The organism is Streptomyces sp. NPDC006925, assembly GCF_042869575.1.
GTDB lineage: Bacteria > Actinomycetota > Actinomycetes > Streptomycetales > Streptomycetaceae > Streptomyces.
Genome location: NZ_JBIAGB010000007.1, coordinates 99,026 through 116,682, shown reverse-complemented (window position 1 = coordinate 116,682; position 17,657 = coordinate 99,026). Strand labels below are relative to the sequence as shown.

13 protein-coding genes are annotated in these 17,657 nt (G+C 72.2%); 8 read left to right on the top strand and 5 right to left on the bottom strand.

Features of this window, described 5'->3' with window-relative positions:
• The first annotated feature begins 173 nt into the window (after positions 1-173).
• A complete protein-coding gene (locus tag ACFYNS_RS12545; protein ID WP_388602477.1) occupies positions 174-2,117 on the top strand; it encodes an ABC transporter transmembrane domain-containing protein in 1,944 nt (647 codons plus the stop codon).
• Positions 2,114-3,955, top strand: a complete 1,842-nt coding sequence (locus tag ACFYNS_RS12540; RefSeq protein WP_388602474.1) for an ABC transporter ATP-binding protein — start codon at positions 2,114-2,116, stop codon at positions 3,953-3,955. The genes ACFYNS_RS12545 and ACFYNS_RS12540 overlap by 4 nt, the downstream gene beginning before the upstream one ends.
• A 43-nt stretch (positions 3,956-3,998) precedes the next feature.
• On the opposite strand, the gene ACFYNS_RS12535 is transcribed toward ACFYNS_RS12540, so the two are convergent.
• On the bottom strand, positions 3,999-4,793 hold the full coding sequence (locus ACFYNS_RS12535; RefSeq protein ID WP_360289442.1) for a metal-dependent hydrolase: 795 nt from the start codon (positions 4,791-4,793) through the stop codon (positions 3,999-4,001).
• 168 nt (positions 4,794-4,961) lie between these two features.
• On the opposite strand from ACFYNS_RS12535, the gene ACFYNS_RS12530 reads away from it, so the two are divergent.
• Both ACFYNS_RS12530 and tesB read left to right on the top strand, forming a co-directional pair.
• Complete coding sequence (locus ACFYNS_RS12530) at positions 4,962-7,490, top strand: DUF3516 domain-containing protein (protein WP_360289444.1); 2,529 nt, start codon at positions 4,962-4,964, stop codon at positions 7,488-7,490.
• Between the two features lie 52 nt (positions 7,491-7,542).
• Positions 7,543-8,466 (top strand): acyl-CoA thioesterase II, encoded by a 924-nt coding sequence (tesB, locus tag ACFYNS_RS12525; protein ID WP_360289445.1) that lies wholly within the window; start codon positions 7,543-7,545, stop codon positions 8,464-8,466.
• Positions 8,467-8,521: 55 nt separating this feature from the next.
• Here the strand turns inward: tesB and ACFYNS_RS12520 are convergent, their stop codons facing one another.
• Both ACFYNS_RS12520 and ACFYNS_RS12515 read right to left on the bottom strand, forming a co-directional pair.
• On the bottom strand, positions 8,522-9,505 hold the full coding sequence (locus ACFYNS_RS12520; protein ID WP_388602471.1) for a DUF6397 family protein: 984 nt from the start codon (positions 9,503-9,505) through the stop codon (positions 8,522-8,524).
• Between the two features lie 85 nt (positions 9,506-9,590).
• The gene (locus tag ACFYNS_RS12515) at positions 9,591-9,998 is read right to left on the bottom strand and encodes a roadblock/LC7 domain-containing protein (RefSeq protein WP_360289449.1); all 408 of its coding nucleotides are present in this window, start codon (positions 9,996-9,998) and stop codon (positions 9,591-9,593) included.
• Between the two features lie 183 nt (positions 9,999-10,181).
• On the opposite strand from ACFYNS_RS12515, the gene ACFYNS_RS12510 reads away from it, so the two are divergent.
• A complete protein-coding gene (locus ACFYNS_RS12510) occupies positions 10,182-10,796 on the top strand; it encodes a methyltransferase domain-containing protein (protein WP_360289451.1) in 615 nt (204 codons plus the stop codon).
• Positions 10,797-10,874: 78 nt separating this feature from the next.
• Here the strand turns inward: ACFYNS_RS12510 and ACFYNS_RS12505 are convergent, their stop codons facing one another.
• Positions 10,875-11,798 carry an oxygenase MpaB family protein gene (locus ACFYNS_RS12505; protein ID WP_388602467.1) on the bottom strand — a complete coding sequence of 308 codons (924 nt, stop codon included), beginning with the start codon at positions 11,796-11,798 and terminating at the stop codon, positions 10,875-10,877.
• Between the two features lie 138 nt (positions 11,799-11,936).
• Between ACFYNS_RS12505 and ACFYNS_RS12500 the strand changes: the two genes are divergently transcribed.
• A complete protein-coding gene (locus tag ACFYNS_RS12500; RefSeq protein WP_360289455.1) occupies positions 11,937-12,722 on the top strand; it encodes a hypothetical protein in 786 nt (261 codons plus the stop codon).
• Between the two features lie 129 nt (positions 12,723-12,851).
• Here the strand turns inward: ACFYNS_RS12500 and ACFYNS_RS12495 are convergent, their stop codons facing one another.
• Complete coding sequence (locus ACFYNS_RS12495) at positions 12,852-13,034, bottom strand: hypothetical protein (RefSeq protein ID WP_019359107.1); 183 nt, start codon at positions 13,032-13,034, stop codon at positions 12,852-12,854.
• A 251-nt stretch (positions 13,035-13,285) separates the two neighbouring features.
• Here ACFYNS_RS12495 and ACFYNS_RS12490 point away from each other — a divergent pair, with 251 nt between their 5' ends.
• Positions 13,286-16,249 (top strand): DEAD/DEAH box helicase, encoded by a 2,964-nt coding sequence (locus ACFYNS_RS12490; protein ID WP_388602465.1) that lies wholly within the window; start codon positions 13,286-13,288, stop codon positions 16,247-16,249.
• The gene (locus tag ACFYNS_RS12485) at positions 16,246-17,625 is read left to right on the top strand and encodes an SWF or SNF family helicase (protein WP_388602463.1); all 1,380 of its coding nucleotides are present in this window, start codon (positions 16,246-16,248) and stop codon (positions 17,623-17,625) included. Before ACFYNS_RS12490 ends, ACFYNS_RS12485 begins: the two co-directional genes overlap by 4 nt.
• Positions 17,626-17,657 lie beyond the last annotated feature (32 nt).

The window sequence follows — 17,657 nt, the reverse complement described above, 5'->3', positions numbered from 1 at the left end:
TCCTCGCATTGGCCGGAAGTGCGCCGCCGCGGGGAAATCCCGTTGCGGATGCGGCGGCGACCCGGTGGGATCGGCGCACGCCCCGCGGGATCCGTACCGCCTGCCCGCAGCTGCCCTCACGCCGCCCCCGCATCCGTCCCGCCCGCGCGGTCTCGAACCCCTTGGAACGCGTCATGCAGATCCGCGACCTCCCCTACGACGACCCCGGCGAACCCGATGTCCGTTCGGGCCTCCGGCTGCTCCTGTGGCTGGGGCGGATGCAGTTGGGCGGCCAGTGCAGAGCGCTGGGCTGGGGAGTTGTGCACCTCGCCTCGATCGCCGCCTTCCCCGCCGTCGCCGGGCTGGCGGTGACCGCGGTCGTGGACCGCTCGGGCGGCGACCTGACGCTGGCCGCGCTGGCGATGGCCGTCGTCACACTCACGGTGACGACCGGCGACACCCTGCTGCACAGGGCCGCCGTCACCAACTGGATCACCGCTGCCGCACGCATCCAGCAGCTCCTGGCGCGCCGCACCGCGGCTCTGGGCGCGACCCTCACCCGCAGGGTCGCCGCCGGCGAGGTCGTCGCCGTCTCCACCGGTGACATCGAACGCATCGGATGGTGCGTCGAGGCAGCCTCGCGCTTCAGCGCCGCCCTGCTCACGACACTGGGCGTCTGTGTCGCGCTGACGGTCTACCAGCCGCAGCTGGGTCTGCTGGCGTGCGCCGGGATGCTCACGCTGGCGCTGACCGTGCTGCCACTGCTGCCGAGAGCCACCAGGCGCGCCGACACGCAGCGCGAACGCGCCGGGCACGCCACCGAACTGGCCGCCGACACCGTGGCCGGGCTGCGGGTACTGCGCGGCATCGGTGGTGAGGAGCTCTTCCTCGCACGCTACCGGCGGGCCTCGCAGCAGGTGCGGCACGCCGCCGTGCGCACGGCCCGCATGTGGTCGTTCATCGAGGCGGTCCAGGTCGCACTGCCCGGGCTGCTGCTGGTGGCCGTGGTCTGGTACGGCACCCGGCTGGCGCTGGACGGGCACATCGCGGTGGGCGAGCTGGTGATGGTCTACGGCGCGATCAGCTTCCTGCTGGTACCGCTCCAGCTCTTCGGCGAGTTCGCCATGTCCTACTCCTTCTCGCGCCCCTCCGCGGCACGCGCGGCACGGGTGCTGGCACTGCGGCGGCCCGGCGAGGAACAGCACACGGCGACAGCACCCCTCACCCGGCCGAACGCGCGGGAGCGGCCCGCCCGCACCGGCTCCGCCGAGGTGCGGGAGGGACTGTACGACCCGGCCACCGGGCTGCGCGCCCCGGCGGGTCTGCTGACCGCCGTGGTCTGCGGTGACCCGGACGCGGCAGGGCACCTCGCCGAACGGCTGGGCGGCCACCCCGCCTCCGCCGCCGGTCCCGGCACCGCCACAGGAACGGGAGATACGCCGCAGTCCGCGGCCGGGGAGCGAGCCGGCCGGGCTCAGCGTCGAAGACGGGAGGGCGAAGACGTCTCGGTGCTGCTGGACGGCTCACCGCTGGACGCCATGCCGCTGGCCCGGGCCCGCGCCGCAGTGCTGGTGCAGGACAAGGATCCGGTGCTGCTCTCCGGCACGCTGGCCGATCTGCTGGACGTGCCCTCCTCCGGCGCGGTGGACGCCGGCCGGGCGCTGCAGGCCGCCCAGTGCGACGACGTCCTCGCCGCGCTGGTGCAGGGCACCCCGGACGCGGACGGTGATCCCCTGCGGGCCAGGATCACCGAGCGGGGACGCTCGCTCTCGGGAGGACAGCGGCAGCGGCTCGCGCTCGCGCGCTCGCTGCTGACCGATCCGCCGGTACTGGTGCTGGACGAGCCGACCTCGGCCGTCGACTCGCACACCGAGGCGCGCATCGCCCGGGAGCTGGCCGCACTCAGGTCGGGCCGGACGACGGTGGTCCTCACCTCCAGTCCCCTGCTGCTCGAGACCGCCGACCGGGTGGTCTTCGTGCAAGGTGCCAGGGCCGCGGCCGCCGGCACGCACCGGGAGCTCCTCGGCTCCCAGGACGGGTACCGGGCCGTCGTCACCCGGGCACCGCAGCCCGACACCGTGCGGCCGGACGAGCCGCGGGCCGAGCACGCGCAGACCGAGGGAGCCGAAGCCACATGAGCGGGCAGAGCCACCCGACGACGGACGAACGAACGGCGGGTGAGGGACACCGCGGCCCCCGGTTCGGCGTGCCCGAGCCCGGCTACGACCCGTCGGCTCCGGAAGACGTCACGATCCTTCCCGTCGGCTCCTCCTCGACGGTCCGCGCCTATGTGCGGGAGCTGCTGCGCCGCCACCGGCGCGCCTTCGTGCTGCTCGTCGGAGTGAACAGCGGCGCCGTCCTCGCCTCGATGGCGGGACCCTGGCTGCTGGGCGGAATCGTGGACGGGCTCGCAGCCGGCCGGGAGGACCTGCAACTGGGGCGGGCCACCGCCCTGTTCGCCCTCGCCCTGCTGGTGCAGACGGTCTTCACCCAGCAGGTGCGGGTGCGCGGAGCGATGCTCGGCGAGGAGATGCTGGCCGACCTGCGCGAGGACTTCCTCGTGCGTGCGGTGGGACTGCCGCCCGGCGTGCTGGAGCGGGCCGGAACGGGCGACCTCCTCTCCCGGATCACCACCGACATCGACCGGCTGGCCGACGCCATGCGCAAGGCGGTGCCGCAACTGGCGATCGGCCTGGTGTGGGCCGCGCTGCTGGTGGGTGCGCTGTGCGTCACGGCACCGCCGCTGGCCCTGACCGTGCTGCTCGCCCTGCCGGTGCTGCTGGCCGGCTGCCGCTGGTACTTCCGCCGGGCTCCGCACGCCTATCGGGCGGAGGCTGCGGGCTACGCGGCGGTCGCCGCGGCACTGGCCGAGACGGTGGACGCGGGCAGGACGGTGGAAACGCACCGGCTGGGCTCTCGCCGGGTGGCGCTTTCCGAGCGCCGAGTCGCCGAGTGGACTGCCTGGGAGCGCAGGACCCTGTGGCTGCGCACCGTGCTCTTCCCCGCCGTCAACCTCAGCAACATGCTGATCATGAGTGGTGTGCTGCTGCTGGGCGGCGTCTTCGTGCTCCAGGGCTGGATCGGCGTCGGCCGGCTGACCACCGGTGCCCTGCTCGCGCAGATGCTGATCGAGCCCGTGGGCCTGATCCTGCGCTGGTACGACGAGCTCCAGGTCGCCCAGGTCTCCCTCGCCCGGCTGGTGGGGGTCCGGGAGATCGAGGCAGAGGCCGGCGAGGGCCCGGCACCCAGCGGCAAGGATGTCCGCGCCGACGGAGTGCGGTTCGGCTACCTGGCCGATGTCGACGTTCTGCACGGGGTGACGCTGGATGTCGCGGCCGGCAGCCGGGTCGCGCTGGTGGGGCCCTCCGGAGCAGGAAAGTCGACGCTCGGTCGGCTGCTGGCCGGAATCTACGGACCGCGCCGCGGCGAGGTCACCCTGGGCGGGGCCGCGTTGAGCGAGCTGCCGGCGGAGGAGGTGCGCCGCCATGTGGTGCTGGTCAACCAGGAACACCACGTCTTCGTGGGTACGCTGCGCGACAACCTGCTGCTGGCCCGGCAGGACGCACACGACCCGGCGCTGTGGGCGGCGCTCGACGCGGTGGACGCCCGCGGCTGGGCCGAAGCGCTGCCGGACGGGCTGGACAGCGTGATCGGCTCCGGTGGGCCGGCCGTCACCCCGGCGCAGGCCCAGCAGATCGCACTGGCCCGCCTGGTACTGGCGGATCCGCACACACTCGTCCTCGACGAGGCGACGTCCCTGCTGGATCCGCGCGCTGCCCGGCATCTGGAGCGTTCGCTCGCCCAAGTCCTCGAGGGGCGCACCGTGGTGGCGATCGCGCACCGGCTGCACACCGCGCACGATGCGGACGTCATCGCGGTCGTGGAGGAGGGCCGCATCAGTGAACTGGGCAGCCACGACACGCTGGTGGCTGCTGACGGCCCCTACGCCGCGCTGTGGCGCTCCTGGCACGGCTGATCCACGGCGGGGGCCGCGGCGTATCGCGGGGCCGCGGCGGGGCTCAGCCTATGAACCCCAGGGCCACCACGCTGCCGGCCCCGCTCAGCACCATGAAGGCGGGCATCAGCACCGCGTTCTCGACCCGGGCTCCGGCCCGGAAGCGCATGAACCGGGGAGTGCCCAGCGGATACCACCGCTTGCCCGCTATCGGGATGGGCCACAGTATCGGGCAGCCGGAGATCGTCAGAGCGTCGCCGATGTTGTGCACCATCGCACCCAGCACGATCGGCAGCCCCATCCACAGATACTCCTGGCCGTCCCCGGTGAACAGCCAGTCCGCACCGTTGCCGGACTTCTCCAGCAGGCCGGCCAGGATCCAGGCGCACGCGGCTCCCAGCAGCCACACCAGCACATCGCTGGAGACCCGGGCCATCCGCCACAGCAGACCCTCGACCGCGAGGACCACGTGGATGAAGAGGATGACCAGCACCGCCCAGCGGCCCCACACGGCGGCGGCCGCGGAGAAGCCCGCGCCGATGAGGAGGGCCCAGGGCCAGGTGTGGGTGAGGGTGCGGTGCCCTCCGGAGCGGCGCCGCTCGCCACCGGAGCGGGTGCTGTTGTAGACGGCGGTGGAGAGTTTGTCCACCACTCCGCACAGCAGACGGGAGAGGGGGCCGAAGGCCCGGGAGATGGTGGCGGACTTCTGGTCGAGGTCGGGCGCCAGCGCCGCCCCGGCGCACAGGAGCGCACCGACCACCACCACCGGCCAGGGCATCGGATGGTCCAGCAGCGCCGCGGCCGCCCCCACCCCGAGCCAGGCAGCGGCTCCCGACAGCGAGTGTGCCGGTCCCATCATGCGTATCCCCGCCCTGTTCCTCGTATCGCGTCGGCCGCGGTCCACGCGGGCCGCCCCCGCGCCCGCGCTGCTGCCGTCGGCAGCTGATGCCCGTTCGGCGACACAGCGTAGCGTCAGGTGATCTTCATGAGCCCACCGGTTCCCTGATCGTCCCGGGCAGCAGGCAGTATGGGGGGCGTGACAGCCACCCTTATCGACCAGATGCCGAGCGACGCCGATCCCGATGCCCTCTTCGAGTCCTTCTCCGGGTGGGCGGAAGAGCGGGGCATCTCGCTCTATCCCGCCCAGGAGGAGGCGCTGATCGAGGTGGTCTCGGGGTCGAACGTGATCCTGTCGACCCCGACGGGTTCCGGCAAGAGTCTGGTCGCGGCCGGAGCGCACTTCGCCGCGCTCGCCCACGACAAGGTGACGTTCTACACCGCGCCGATCAAGGCGCTGGTCTCGGAGAAGTTCTTCGACCTGTGCAAGCTCTTCGGCACCGAGAACGTCGGGATGCTCACGGGGGACGCGTCCGTCAACGCCGACGCACCCATCATCTGCTGCACCGCCGAGGTGCTGGCGTCCATCGCGCTGCGCGACGGGGCGGACGCCGATGTCGGCCAGGTGGTGATGGACGAGTTCCACTTCTACGCGGAGCCGGACCGGGGCTGGGCCTGGCAGATCCCGCTGCTGGAGTTGCCGCAGGCGCAGTTCGTGCTGATGTCGGCCACCCTGGGGGATGTCTCGCGTTTCGAGGAGGACCTGACGCGGCGCACCGGCCGCTCCACGGCCGTGGTGCGCTCCGCGACTCGCCCGGTGCCGCTGTCGTACGAATATCGCACCACGGGTCTCACAGAGACGCTGACCGAGCTGCTGGAGACGCATCAGGCGCCCGTCTACATCGTGCACTTCACGCAGGCGCAAGCCGTGGAGCGGGCCCAGGCGCTGATGAGCATCAACATGTCGACCCGCGCGGAGAAGGACGAGATCGCGAAGGTCATCGGCAATTTCCGCTTCACGACGGCGTTCGGACGCAACCTGTCCCGCTATGTGCGGCACGGGATCGGAGTGCACCACGCCGGAATGCTGCCGAAGTACCGGCGGCTGGTGGAGCGGCTGGCCCAGGCGGGGCTGCTGAAGGTCATCTGCGGCACGGACACCCTCGGTGTCGGTGTCAACGTGCCCATCCGGACTGTCCTGTTCACCGCGCTCACCAAGTACGACGGCAGCCGGGTGCGCACCCTGCGCGCCCGCGAGTTCCATCAGATCGCGGGCCGGGCCGGCCGAGCGGGCTTCGACACCTCGGGCTTCGTCGTCGCGCAGGCGCCCGAGCACGTGATCGAGAACGAGAAGGCGCTGGCCAAGGCGGGAGACGACCCGAAGAAGCGCCGGAAGGTGGTCCGCAAGAAGGCCCCTGAGGGCTTCGTGAGCTGGGGCCAGCAGACCTTCGAGAAGCTGATCGCCTCCGACCCGGAGCAGCTGACGTCCCGCTTCCGGGTGACGCACGCCATGCTGCTGTCGGTGATCGCACGTCCTGGTGACGCCTTCGCGCAGATGCGGCGGCTGCTGGAGGACAACCACGAGGGCCGCCGGGCCCAGTTGCGGCACATCAGGCGGGCCATCGCCATCTACCGCTCGCTGCTGGACGGCGGCATCGTCGAGCAGCTGGAGGAGCCGGACGCCGAGGGAAGGCGGATCCGGCTGACCGTGGACCTCCAGCAGGACTTCGCGCTCAACCAGCCCCTCTCCACCTTCGCGCTCGCCGCCTTCGAGTTGCTGGACCCCGAGTCGCCCTCCTACGCGCTGGACATGGTGTCGGTCGTCGAGTCGACGCTGGACGACCCGCGCCAGATCCTCGCCGCCCAGACGAACAAGGCCAAGGGCGAGGCCGTTGCCGAGATGAAGGCCGACGGGGTCGAGTACGAGGACCGGATGGAGCGGCTGATGGACATCAGCTATCCCCAGCCCCTCGAGGAGCTGCTCTTCCACGCCTACGGTCTCTACCGCAAGTCCCATCCCTGGGTCGGGGACCACCCCCTCTCCCCCAAGTCGGTCATCCGGGACATGTACGAGCGTGCGATGACCTTCAGCGAGTTCGTCTCCTTCTACGAGCTGGCTCGTACCGAGGGCATCGTGCTGCGCTATCTGGCGAGCTCCTACAAGGCTCTGGAACACACCGTCCCCGACGATCTGAAGTCGGAGGACTTCCAGGACATCATCGAATGGCTCGGGGAGATGGTCCGCCAGGTCGACTCCAGCCTGCTGGACGAGTGGGAGCAGCTCGCCCATCCCGAGGACGAGACAGCGGAGGAGGCCCAGGAACGGGCCGACCAGGTCAAACCGGTCACCGCCAACCCACGGGCCTTCCGTGTCCTGGTGCGCAACGCAATGTTCCGACGGGTCGAGCTGGCCGCTTTGGACAAGTTCTCCGAGCTGGGCGCCCTGGACGGGGACGCGGGTTGGGACGAGGACGCGTGGGCCGAGGCCATGAACGGGTACTGGGAGGAGTACGACGAACTCGGCACCGGACCGGATGCCCGCGGCCCGCGGCTGCTGCGGATCGAGGAGGCGCCGGAGGACCGGTTGTGGCGCGTCCGGCAGGTGTTCGCCGACCCGCGCGGCGATCATGACTGGGGTATCTCGGCCGAGGTGGACCTCGTCGCCTCGGACGAGGAGGGCCGCGCGGTCGTCGAAGTGACCGACGTGGGCCCCATGTGAGCGCGGCACCGCGCGTGCCGAGCGCTTCGGACGCGAGAGAGGAACGCACGAGATGACCGGGCCCAGCCCTGCCGAACACCTTGTCGACCTGCTGAACCTGGAAGAGATCGACCTCAACATCTTCCGGGGCAGGAGCCCCAGGGAGTCCCTCCAGCGAGTCTTCGGCGGCCAGGTCGCCGGGCAGGCACTGGTGGCGGCGGGCCGCACCGTGGACGAGGATCGCCCCGTGCACTCGCTGCACGCGTACTTCCTGCGGCCCGGGATTCCCGGTGTGCCGATCGTGTACCAGGTGGAGCGGGTCCGGGACGGGCGCTCGTTCACCACGCGCCGCGTGATCGCCGTCCAGCGGGGCCGCACGATCTTCAACCTCACCGCCTCCTTCCATGTAAGGGAACCCGGCTTCGAGCACCAGATGCCGATGCCCGGGGTGCCGGAGCCCGAGAGCCTGCCGCGGCTCGCCGACGAGGTACGCCGGCGGCTGGGCACCTTGCCCGAGCCACTGGAGCGGATGGCGCGCCGGCAGGCTTTCGACCTGCGCTACGTGGACCGGCTCCGGTGGAGCACCGAGGAACTGGCAGGGGTCGAGCCGCGCAGCGCGGTGTGGATGCGGGCGATGGGCTCGCTCGGCGACGATCCGCTGGTCCACACCTGCGCACTCACCTACGCCAGCGACATGACCCTCCTGGACGCGGTACGGCTGCCCATCGAACCCCTGTGGGGTCCGCGCAACTTCGATACCGCCTCGCTGGACCACGCCATGTGGTTCCACCGCCCGTTCCGCGCCGACGAATGGTTCCTCTACCAGCAGGAATCCCCCATCGCCACCGGTGCGCGCGGCCTGGCCCGAGGCCAGATCTTCGACCGGGAGGGCAACCTGATCGTTTCCGTGATGCAGGAGGGGCTGTTCCGCCCGCACAGCCCGGAACCGGGGACCTCGTCCAGCGGGAAGGCCCGAGGAGAGGCGCCCTCGCCCTGAGCGCGCGCACTCCTGCGCCTCGGTACGCGGTCGGCCCGGCCGCCGCGCGGCAGGTTCATCCGGCGGTTCGGACCCTGGGCCTCGGCCTGCGGCGGCGCAGCAGGGACCACCGGCGCCGCGCGCCGGAAGAGGCGAGCGGTCCCGCGACGGGCCGCACGGTTCCGGGGTGCGGCCGCCCGTCTCCGACGGCGCCCGAGGGATCGCTGCGGCCCTCCTCGGGTCCGGAACCCGACTGGCGGGCGGCGCAGGCCGCGCTGGGAGCCTCTGCGGCCCTGGCGGTCTCCAGGTCGGCGTCCAGCAGGAAGCGGTACCAGCGGACCTCCTCGGCGCCCTCGGCCAGACCCACGTCCTCCAGGACGTCCCGAGTGGCCTCCGCAACGCTGCGGACCTCCAGGAAGCTGGGCCGCAGCGCCCTGAGCCTGGCACGTTCACCCGAGTCCGGCACGGCTTCGGCGAGCACCGCATCGTCCAGCACGCTCGCCCGTACCGCGGCCCGCTCCCAGTGGTCGGCGGCATGCCGGGTGAGCTGCCCCACCCGGCGTCCCCGCCAGCGCCGGGCGCGGTGGTCGGTACCGGCCTCCAGCCCGGCCCGCAGTCCGGCGGGGAGGCGACCGCTGAGCAGGTGAGGATTGTTCTCCGCGAAATCCCGGAGCTCTTCGGCAAGATAGAGCCAGACGACCGTCCGGTACCGGTTCACATAGAAACTGACCGGCCCGAAGCAGCCCGCCCTCGCGAGCCGCGCGCACCGGGACGGGCTGATGTCCAGCAGAGCCGATGCCTCCCGCACGCCCATCACCCGCAGCCGCTCGCGCAGCACCCCGAGGAATCCCGGAGCGGCCTTGATCCGCTCCACTTCCGCCCGGGGCACCCGGCGCGCCCGGCCCGCCGGTCCCGGCACGGTACGTACCTCTTCGATCTGCACCGCCAACTCGAACTCCCTGGGGCGCAGCCCCAGCTCCCGCGCGGCCGCACGCAGGCCCACGTCGGTTGTTCCCCGGAGCGGAGCCGAGGTGCGGTGCTCCATGGTCTGGTGTCGCATACGGTCATCCCCGTCGCTCGTCCCTCACCTTGCGTGACACGACGGTAGCCCTGGGCGGGAAATCCCGCCGAGCCTGTGGAAAACCCTAGGCTCCCGCAGGTCGCTCCCCGTTCCGGGCAGCCAGCCCGAGGTGCTCGCCGACCCGGTTGACCAGCAGCGTCATCTCGTAGGCGACCTGCCCGATGTCCGCTTCGGCCTCCGCCAGGACGCACAGGCAGCTGCCGTCCCCCGCCGCCATCACGAAGAACACGCCCTCGTCGAACTCGATCATGGTCTGGCGCACTCGTCCGGCCTTGAAGTGCTGCCCGGATCCCTTGGCCAGGCTGTGGAGTCCGGACGAGACCGCGGCCAGGTGTTCCGCGTCCTCGCGCTCGAGGTCGTGGCTGTTCCCCGTCACGAGCCCGTCGTTGGAGAGGACCAACGCGTGCCGGATCGGCGAGATCCGCTTCGTGAGGTCGTCCAGCAACCAGTCGAGTCCCGTGTTCAGTGCCACGACGCGCCCCCTATTCCTCGGCATCTGCCGTGCCACCCTTACCCACGAGAGCACAGTCAGCAACCATGAGGTGGTCATCTGTTGCGCACAGTTACTCCCCTGTCGCAACTGTCACAGAGGTAACGAGGGACCGAACCCGAACCGGCTTTGCCGAAGTCCCCGCCGGGCGGGGAGGATAGGAGGATGGCACACGACCTGGCAGACGATCGGGAGGCCGTACGGGCGTTCTTCGGGGAGCGGGCCGCCCGTTGGGACGCACGCTTCCCCGACGACGGACCCGCCTACACGGCGGCCGTGGCCGAAATCGGGCTGCGTCCCGGCGACGCCGTTCTCGACGCGGGGTGCGGAACCGGACGGGCGCTGCCCGCGCTGCGCAACGCGGTGGGTCCGGAGGGAACGGTACTGGGCGCCGACCTCACCCCGGAGATGCTGGAAGAGGTGGCAAGGGCGGGCCGGGAGGGCACGGCCCTGCTGTTCCTCGCCGACGTCGCCCGGCTCCCCTTGCGGACGGCTTGCCTGGACGCGGTGTTCGGGGCCGGACTCATCTCCCATCTCCCCGGCCCGCAGAGCGGTCTGCGCGAGCTGGCGCGCGTCGTTCGCCCGCACGGGCGGCTCGCGCTCTTCCACCCGGTGGGCCGCGCCGCGCTGGCCGCCCGCCGGGGTCGGCAGCTCACGCCGGACGACATCCGGGCCGAACCACAGCTGCGAACGCTGCTCGAGGCCACGGGCTGGCGACTGGTGTCCTTTGCCGACGAAGACGACGGATACCTGGCACTGGCGGAGCGACAGACCCGGTGACGCCCCGGCACCGGAACCGGTCAACCGGACCGGCATCCCGGCGCCCCGGCGCCGACCGAACGCGCCGGGGCGCCGCGCTCAGGCATGCCGGTCACGGGGCTCCTCCGCCGCCCGCGGCACAGGACAGCCCGAGCCGACCCGGTCGCCTCGGGCGGGAAAGACCCCCAGGTCAGCGATACGGAAGCCGTTCGGGTAGCCGGGGTAGCCCCTGATCTCCGGGTTCTGCCTGGCGTAGTGCGGCCGCCGGCGCGGCGGCATCAGCCGCACCCCCCGGCCGCGGAGTCGCAGTACTCCCCGGGTCAGCCGCCGGGCGAGAACGCCCGGCTCCGGGTAGCGGAACGCCCGCAGCAGCGCGTCGTCGAGCAGCGCCAGACTCGCACCGCGCACCAGGGGAGCGAGCGGGCGCGGATACCAGGACGCCATCAGCTCCAAGGTGGCGTCGGAGACCTTCCGCGCTCCCTCGTCCCAGCCGAAGTGCTCCGCCTCGTAGCGGTCGAGGAAGCGCTCGAACTCCGCGTAGCTGCCGGGAATCCCCTTGATGCCCATCCGCCGCCCGAGGGTGCGGTAGTAGGTGCTGACGGCGCGCAGCTCGTGCTCGGTGAGACGACGCCAGCCGAACGCGTCGAGCCAGCGCTTGGGCATGACGACGAAGGTGCACAGCACATAGCGCATGTCCTCGTCGCTGATGTCGTGGGCGTGGTGCATCTGGTTGATCCGGCGCACCGCGGTGCGCCCCTGAACGCTGTCGAAGCCGTGCTCGACGACGGCGTCCAGCAGGAGCGCCGTGTCGTCGTAGCGCTTCTGCGAGCGGTCGGTCAGCTCCGCGGTGGCAGCCAGGAGCCTGCCGATGCTCGGCACTGCGTACGTGCGGTACAGGGCGAGTTCGAGAGCCCGGGTGAAGTCCCACGGGAACTCGTATGCCGCGATCAGGCGGTAGATCTCATGCGCGTCCTGCTCCGGGTCGAGCCGGAGGATATGGCTGAGCCGTTCGTAGCGGCGCACGCGGAGTGCTCCTCTCCCTCGGATCCTGGCGTCGGTCACGGAGGTGTTTCGGCTGCCCCTCGTGGACACGTTCCGTCTGTCGCCTCCGGACTCCGGGGGCTATCGTCACCGAGATCCACCAGGAACGGGAGGTCATCGGTGGCTACGGAAGAGGAAGATTCGCTCTATGTGCTGACTGCCGTGCTGCTGACGCCCGCACAGTTCCCCAGTGTGCTTGCGGACGACTATCCCGCCGCCTGTGCCGCGCTGGGCCTGGAGCCCTATGCCGAGGGGTACGGACTCGTGCTGGGACAGGACGGGGCCGGTGCGCGCTGGACCGTGGTGACGGAGGAGGTGCCGCAGGTGGCATGTGCCATCGCGGCCTGGGACTGCGGCATGGAAGCGGATCTGTCCCCGGATGAGAGGGACATCGTCGCGGTGCTGCCCGGGTGGCCGCTGGCACTCGCGGTCTCCGCACCCGGTCTGCCCGAGCCGCACGATCCGGCCCTGGAGGGGGAGCTGGCCGACGCCGGACCCCTGCTCACACCGCCCGACACCTCTGGCTGGGGACCGGCGCAGCGGCGGCTGGGTGCGGACGAGATAGCGCTCCAGTGGACGCAGTGGCGAGCGCAGGTCGACGACGAAGTGGAGTTCGTGGAATCGGGCGGCGAGCCCGCCGCCCCGGTACGGCGGGTCCTGGAGGAGGTGCGGGCCTATCTGGCGGCGCCCCCGCCGCCCGGGCGGATACGGTCCGCGTTCGCCTCGGGCGAGTCCCGCACCCTGCGTGCGGACGGCCCCGGCTGGAGCGTGGTGGCACGCACCGACGACATCGCGTTCGTGCTGCTGGACGAGGCGCCCGGAGAAGTCCTCCCGGTCGGCCGCGGCCGCGAACTGCCCGGACTCCTCACGGCCCTGGACGGCATCGCGCTGCGCCCGGCGGCGTGACGGCTCGGTGCCGCCCGGCCACCGCACCCGGCCGGGTCCACCGGCACAGGTGCGCCGAGTCGCCCGGCGCCGAGGCCATACCCCGGTCCGGCGAAGGCTGCGCGGGGTGCGCCGCGGGCCGAGCGGCAGTCAGCGGTCCAGTTCCTTGCGGCTGACTCTGCGCAGCCTCCTGCGCTGCGACGGATCCAGCGCCAGGTACGCGACCGCGGGGACGCCCACGATCACCAGCAGCGCGATCCAGAACGACGTCAGCCACCACAGCAGCAGCCCGACCGCCACCCCACCGACGGCGATCTTCGCTCGGTTGGTCATCTCCGTACCTCCTCCGCACCGGCGGGGTGCCCTCTGTCGTCCAGTCCGGCCCCTCCGCCTCTCCTTCCATTGAACGCCATCGGGGCACGGCGGGTTCCCTCCCGCACGAGCGGGACCACCGCGTGCCGCGGGTATTCACCGGTACGCAGCGCCCGGCCCCGGCGTGCTGTACCCTCGGCCGCTCCCGCCCACTAATCAAATTTGAGGAATGCATCAGCACTGTGGCAGCGACCCTGGCAAACACCCCCCGGATGTCCCAGCTCACCGACTGCGTGGCCGTCTTCCTGCCCGCAGACCCGCCACGTCGATCCCGCGTCGCCTTCCGGCTCCCCGAAGGGGCCGTGCAGCAACCCGCCGCGCCCGGTGCGGCACCGTCCCACACCCACGGTGCCGACTGCGGGCCCCATGCCGATCCCTTCGAACTGACAGTTGCCGTCCCGGTCGGCGGCGGTGCGGAGACCCGCACCGTGCCGACTCTCGCCCTTCCTGTGGCAGCGGCCCTGCCCGTACTCACCAGGGCCCATGCCGCGCGCCAGGAGGGTGGAGCGGGGCCGACCACGGCTTTCTGGGGCGCCGTCGCGCTGTTCGCTCTCCGACTGTCCGCCGAGGGACGGCTGCGGCCGGGAGTGACCCCGGCCGGCTACGACGCCTGGCGCCTGGGCCCGCTCACCGGCGAGGACCGCACCACGCTGGCGGAGCTGGCAGCCGCGATGCCTCCGGACGCCCACGCCGTGCCGCTGCCCGGAGGCGGCCCGCTGCGCATGCCGGAGCCCGGCCCGCTGCTGCTGGCGTTCCTGGACGCGGTCGCGGACGGCCTGCCACGCACTCCTGCCGCAGCGGTCGCGGCAGGAGCGGCCGCGTTCGCCGGTGACGAGCCCGTCGCGGTGCCTCAGCTGCGGCAGTGGGCCACGGAGCTGGCCGCCGGGGTCGACGGAGGGCTCGGCCTGTCGCTGCGGATCGAGATCGAGAGTCCGCATACCCCAGGCGAGGAGACGGAACGCAGCGGAGTGCTCGCCGAGGAGCAGGGCGGCCCCGTCTTCCGAGGAGTGCTGCAACTGCACGCACCGGGCGACCATGCGCTGGTCGCCGACGCCGCGGCGGTATGGGCGGGCACCACGCCCCTGACGGAACGATTCGGCCCACAGGCGCGCACGGACGCGCTCCTCGCACTGCGGCGCGCGGTTGCTGCCTGGGAACCCCTCACTCCGCTGCTGTCGGCGGCGGTTCCCGACTCGCTCGCGCTCGACGACGAAGAGGTGGCCGAGCTGCTGGGCACCTCGGTTCCGCGTGCCCTGGCCGCCGTCGGTGTCCAGGTGCACTGGCCCCGGGAGTTCGCCCGGTCGCTCACCTCCCACGCCCTGATCGGCCCGGACGGCGGAGCCGATCCCTCCGAGGCAGGCAGGCAGGACCAGCGCCGCCGGGGGCTGCCCTCCCGACTGGATCCCGACACGCTGCTGCGCTTCGACTGGCGCTTCGCCATCGGGGACCAGGAGGTGACCCGCGCCGAACTCGACCGCCTGGCCGAGGCCGGACGTCCGTTGGTGCGGCTGCGCGACCAGTGGGTGCTCGTGTCTCCGCAGGAGATCGCAGCCGCACAGCAGTGCGAGGACCGCAAGGTGGGCACGCTGGAGGCACTCGACGCCGTCCTCACCGGAGCAGCCTGCACCGGGGCAGCCGGCCAGGAGGCCGCACGCGTCGAGGTCGAGGCCACTGGGTGGCTGGAGACGCTGCGGGAGCGGCTGTCGGATCCGGAGCGACGCGAGGAGCCTCGGCTGCCTCCGCCCGCCGAGCTGAGGGCGACGCTGCGCGACTACCAGTTGCGCGGTCTGGACTGGTTGCACCGGATGACCTCGCTCGGCCTCGGCGGCTGCCTCGCCGACGACATGGGTCTGGGCAAGACACTCACCCTGATCGCACTCCATCTGCGCAGACAGCACGTCGAGGGCTGCGGCGGACCGACCCTGGTGGTGTGTCCCGCGTCCCTGGTGGGCAACTGGCAGCGGGAGATCGAGCGATTCGCGCCGGACACCCCGGTACGCCGCTACCACGGGCCGCACCGCTCGCTGGAGGGGCTGCGCGAGGGCGAGTTCGTGCTGACGACCTATGGCACGATGCGACTGGACGCCGATCGCCTGGTTCCCGGCGACGGCGGGTCCTGGAGCATGGCCGTCGCGGACGAGGCCCAGCACGTGAAGAACCCGTTCGCTGCCACCGCCAAGGCCCTGCGCACGATCCCGGCACGGGCACGGGTGGCGCTGACGGGAACGCCGGTGGAGAACAACCTCTCCGAGCTGTGGGCGGTGCTCGACTGGACCACTCCGGGTCTCCTCGGCCGCCTCGGTACGTTCCGCAGACGCTACGCGGACGCCGTCGAGGGCGGCGACGCGGTGGCCGCGGAGCGGCTGGCACGGCTCGTGCGGCCGTTCCTGCTGCGGCGGCGCAAGACAGATCCGGGGGTCGCGCCCGAGCTCCCGCCTAAGACCGAGACCGACCGGGCGGTCGCCCTGACCCCGGAACAGGCAGGGCTGTACGAGGCCGTGGTGCGCGAGAGTCTGGAAGCGCTGGAGCGGACCGACGGGTTCGAACGGCGCGGCCTGGTGGTCGATCTGCTCACCTCGCTCAAGCAGATCTGCAACCACCCCGCGCAGTACCTCAAGGAGCACGGCGGCCGGCTGCCCGGGCGCTCAGGAAAGTTGGAGCTGCTGGACGAACTACTCGACGTCCTGCTGGCCGAGGGGGCCTCCGTTCTCGTCTTCACGCAGTACGTACAGATGGCCCGGCTGCTCGAACGTCATCTCGCCTCCCGGCGCGTACCCACCCAGTGCCTGCACGGGGGCACCCCGCTGCCCCGGCGGGACGAGATGGTGCGCCGCTTCCAGGAAGGGTCGGCACCTGTGTTCCTGCTCTCCCTCAAGGCCGCCGGGACCGGCCTGAACCTCACGCGTGCGAGCCATGTCATCCACTACGACCGCTGGTGGAACCCGGCGGTCGAAGCCCAGGCCACCGACCGCGCCCACCGCATCGGCCAGACCAGGCCCGTTCAGGTGCACCGGCTGGTGACGGAGGGAACCGTCGAGGACCGGATCGCCGACATGCTGCGGCGCAAGCAGGCACTGGCGGACTCCGTGCTCGGCACCGGTGGGGAGTCGGCCATGACCGAACTGACGGACTCCGAACTGGCCGAGCTCGTCGAACTGCGGAAGGTGGAGCGTTGAGCGGCGGAGACGAGCAGGAGCACGCCGTGGCGGAGGCCGGGAGCGGGACGGACATGAACACACCGGTGGATGCGGAGGACGCCGGGGGGCGCGAACGTGTCTTCGCGCCGCTGCCCCCCGCCAGCGGCCGGGCCTTCGCCCGCACCTGGTGGGGCCGGACCTGGCTCAAGGCGCTCGAGGACACCGCGCTGGACGGTGCACAGCTCAAGTTGGGCCGCGCGTTCGCCCGGCGGGGCGCGGTAGGGGCCGTCGCAGTCCGCCCCGGCCGCATCACCGCGGTGGTCCTCGGCACCGACCGGACACCGTGCCGCGCCGATGTACTGCTGCGCGAACTCACCGCGGACGAGTGGGACCGGCTGCTGGACGTGGTCGTCGCGCAGTCCGGCCACATCGCCGCGCTGCTGGACCGGGACATGCCGCCCCGGCTGGTGGAGGACGCGGCTGATGCCGGACTGGATCTCCTGCCCGGCGTCGGCGACCTGGACCCTGAGTGCGCGTGCGGCGGATGGGACCACTGCGCGCACACGGCCGCGCTCAGCTATCAGACCGCCCGACTGCTGGACGAGGACCCGCTCGCCCTGCTGCTGATGCGGGGAAGGGGAGAGAGGGAGCTGCTGGAGACACTGCAGGAGCGCAGTGCGGCACAGGCCGCGGAGAAGGGCGGCAGGCCGCCCGTGGCAGCCGCTCACGAGGAGGACATGCCGCAGGGAGTGGACGTCGCGGAGGCGTTCGCCCTCGGCGTGCTGCTGCCCCCGCTGCCCGAACCGCCCGCGCCGGTGAGCGGGGTCGCGGGGACGGCGGTGTTGGACGGTGTCGCCGATGCACCGGGACTGGACGTCGGTGCACTTTCCTTCCTGGCTGCGGACGCGGCAGGGACAGCGCGCCGGATGCTGGCCGCGGCCGTCTCCCCGCAGACGTCCGGTCGGCCGGCGCAGAGGCCGTTGACGGCTCGGGAGGACGCCGTGCGGCTCGCCGCCGCCAGCCCCGGACCGGCCGTCACGGCCCGGCTGGCCGCGTTCTGCGGCTGCTCGGAGGCCGAACTCGAGATCGCCGTGCGTGCCTGGGGGTTCGGCGGCGCGGAGGCGCTGGTAGTCCTGGCGGACCGGTCGGCGCCACCCGCGGCGCTGCGGCAGGCGCGTGCCGAACTCGACCTCGCCTGGGGCGAGGAGGAAGTCCGTCCGGTACTGCAGGGCGAGGGCCCGCGCTGGACGGTGGTGGAAGGCGAGGCCCAGCTCCGGTACGGGCCGGACGGCCGCTGGTGGCCCTTCCGCAAGCGGGGGCAGGCATGGTGGCCGGTGGGCGGGCCGGAGCGGGACCCGGCAGCCGCGCTCGCGGCCGCGCTGGCCGACGACGGGGAGTCGCCGGTCGGGGTCTGAAGACGGACGTGCCGCCGCCCCGGGACACGGGC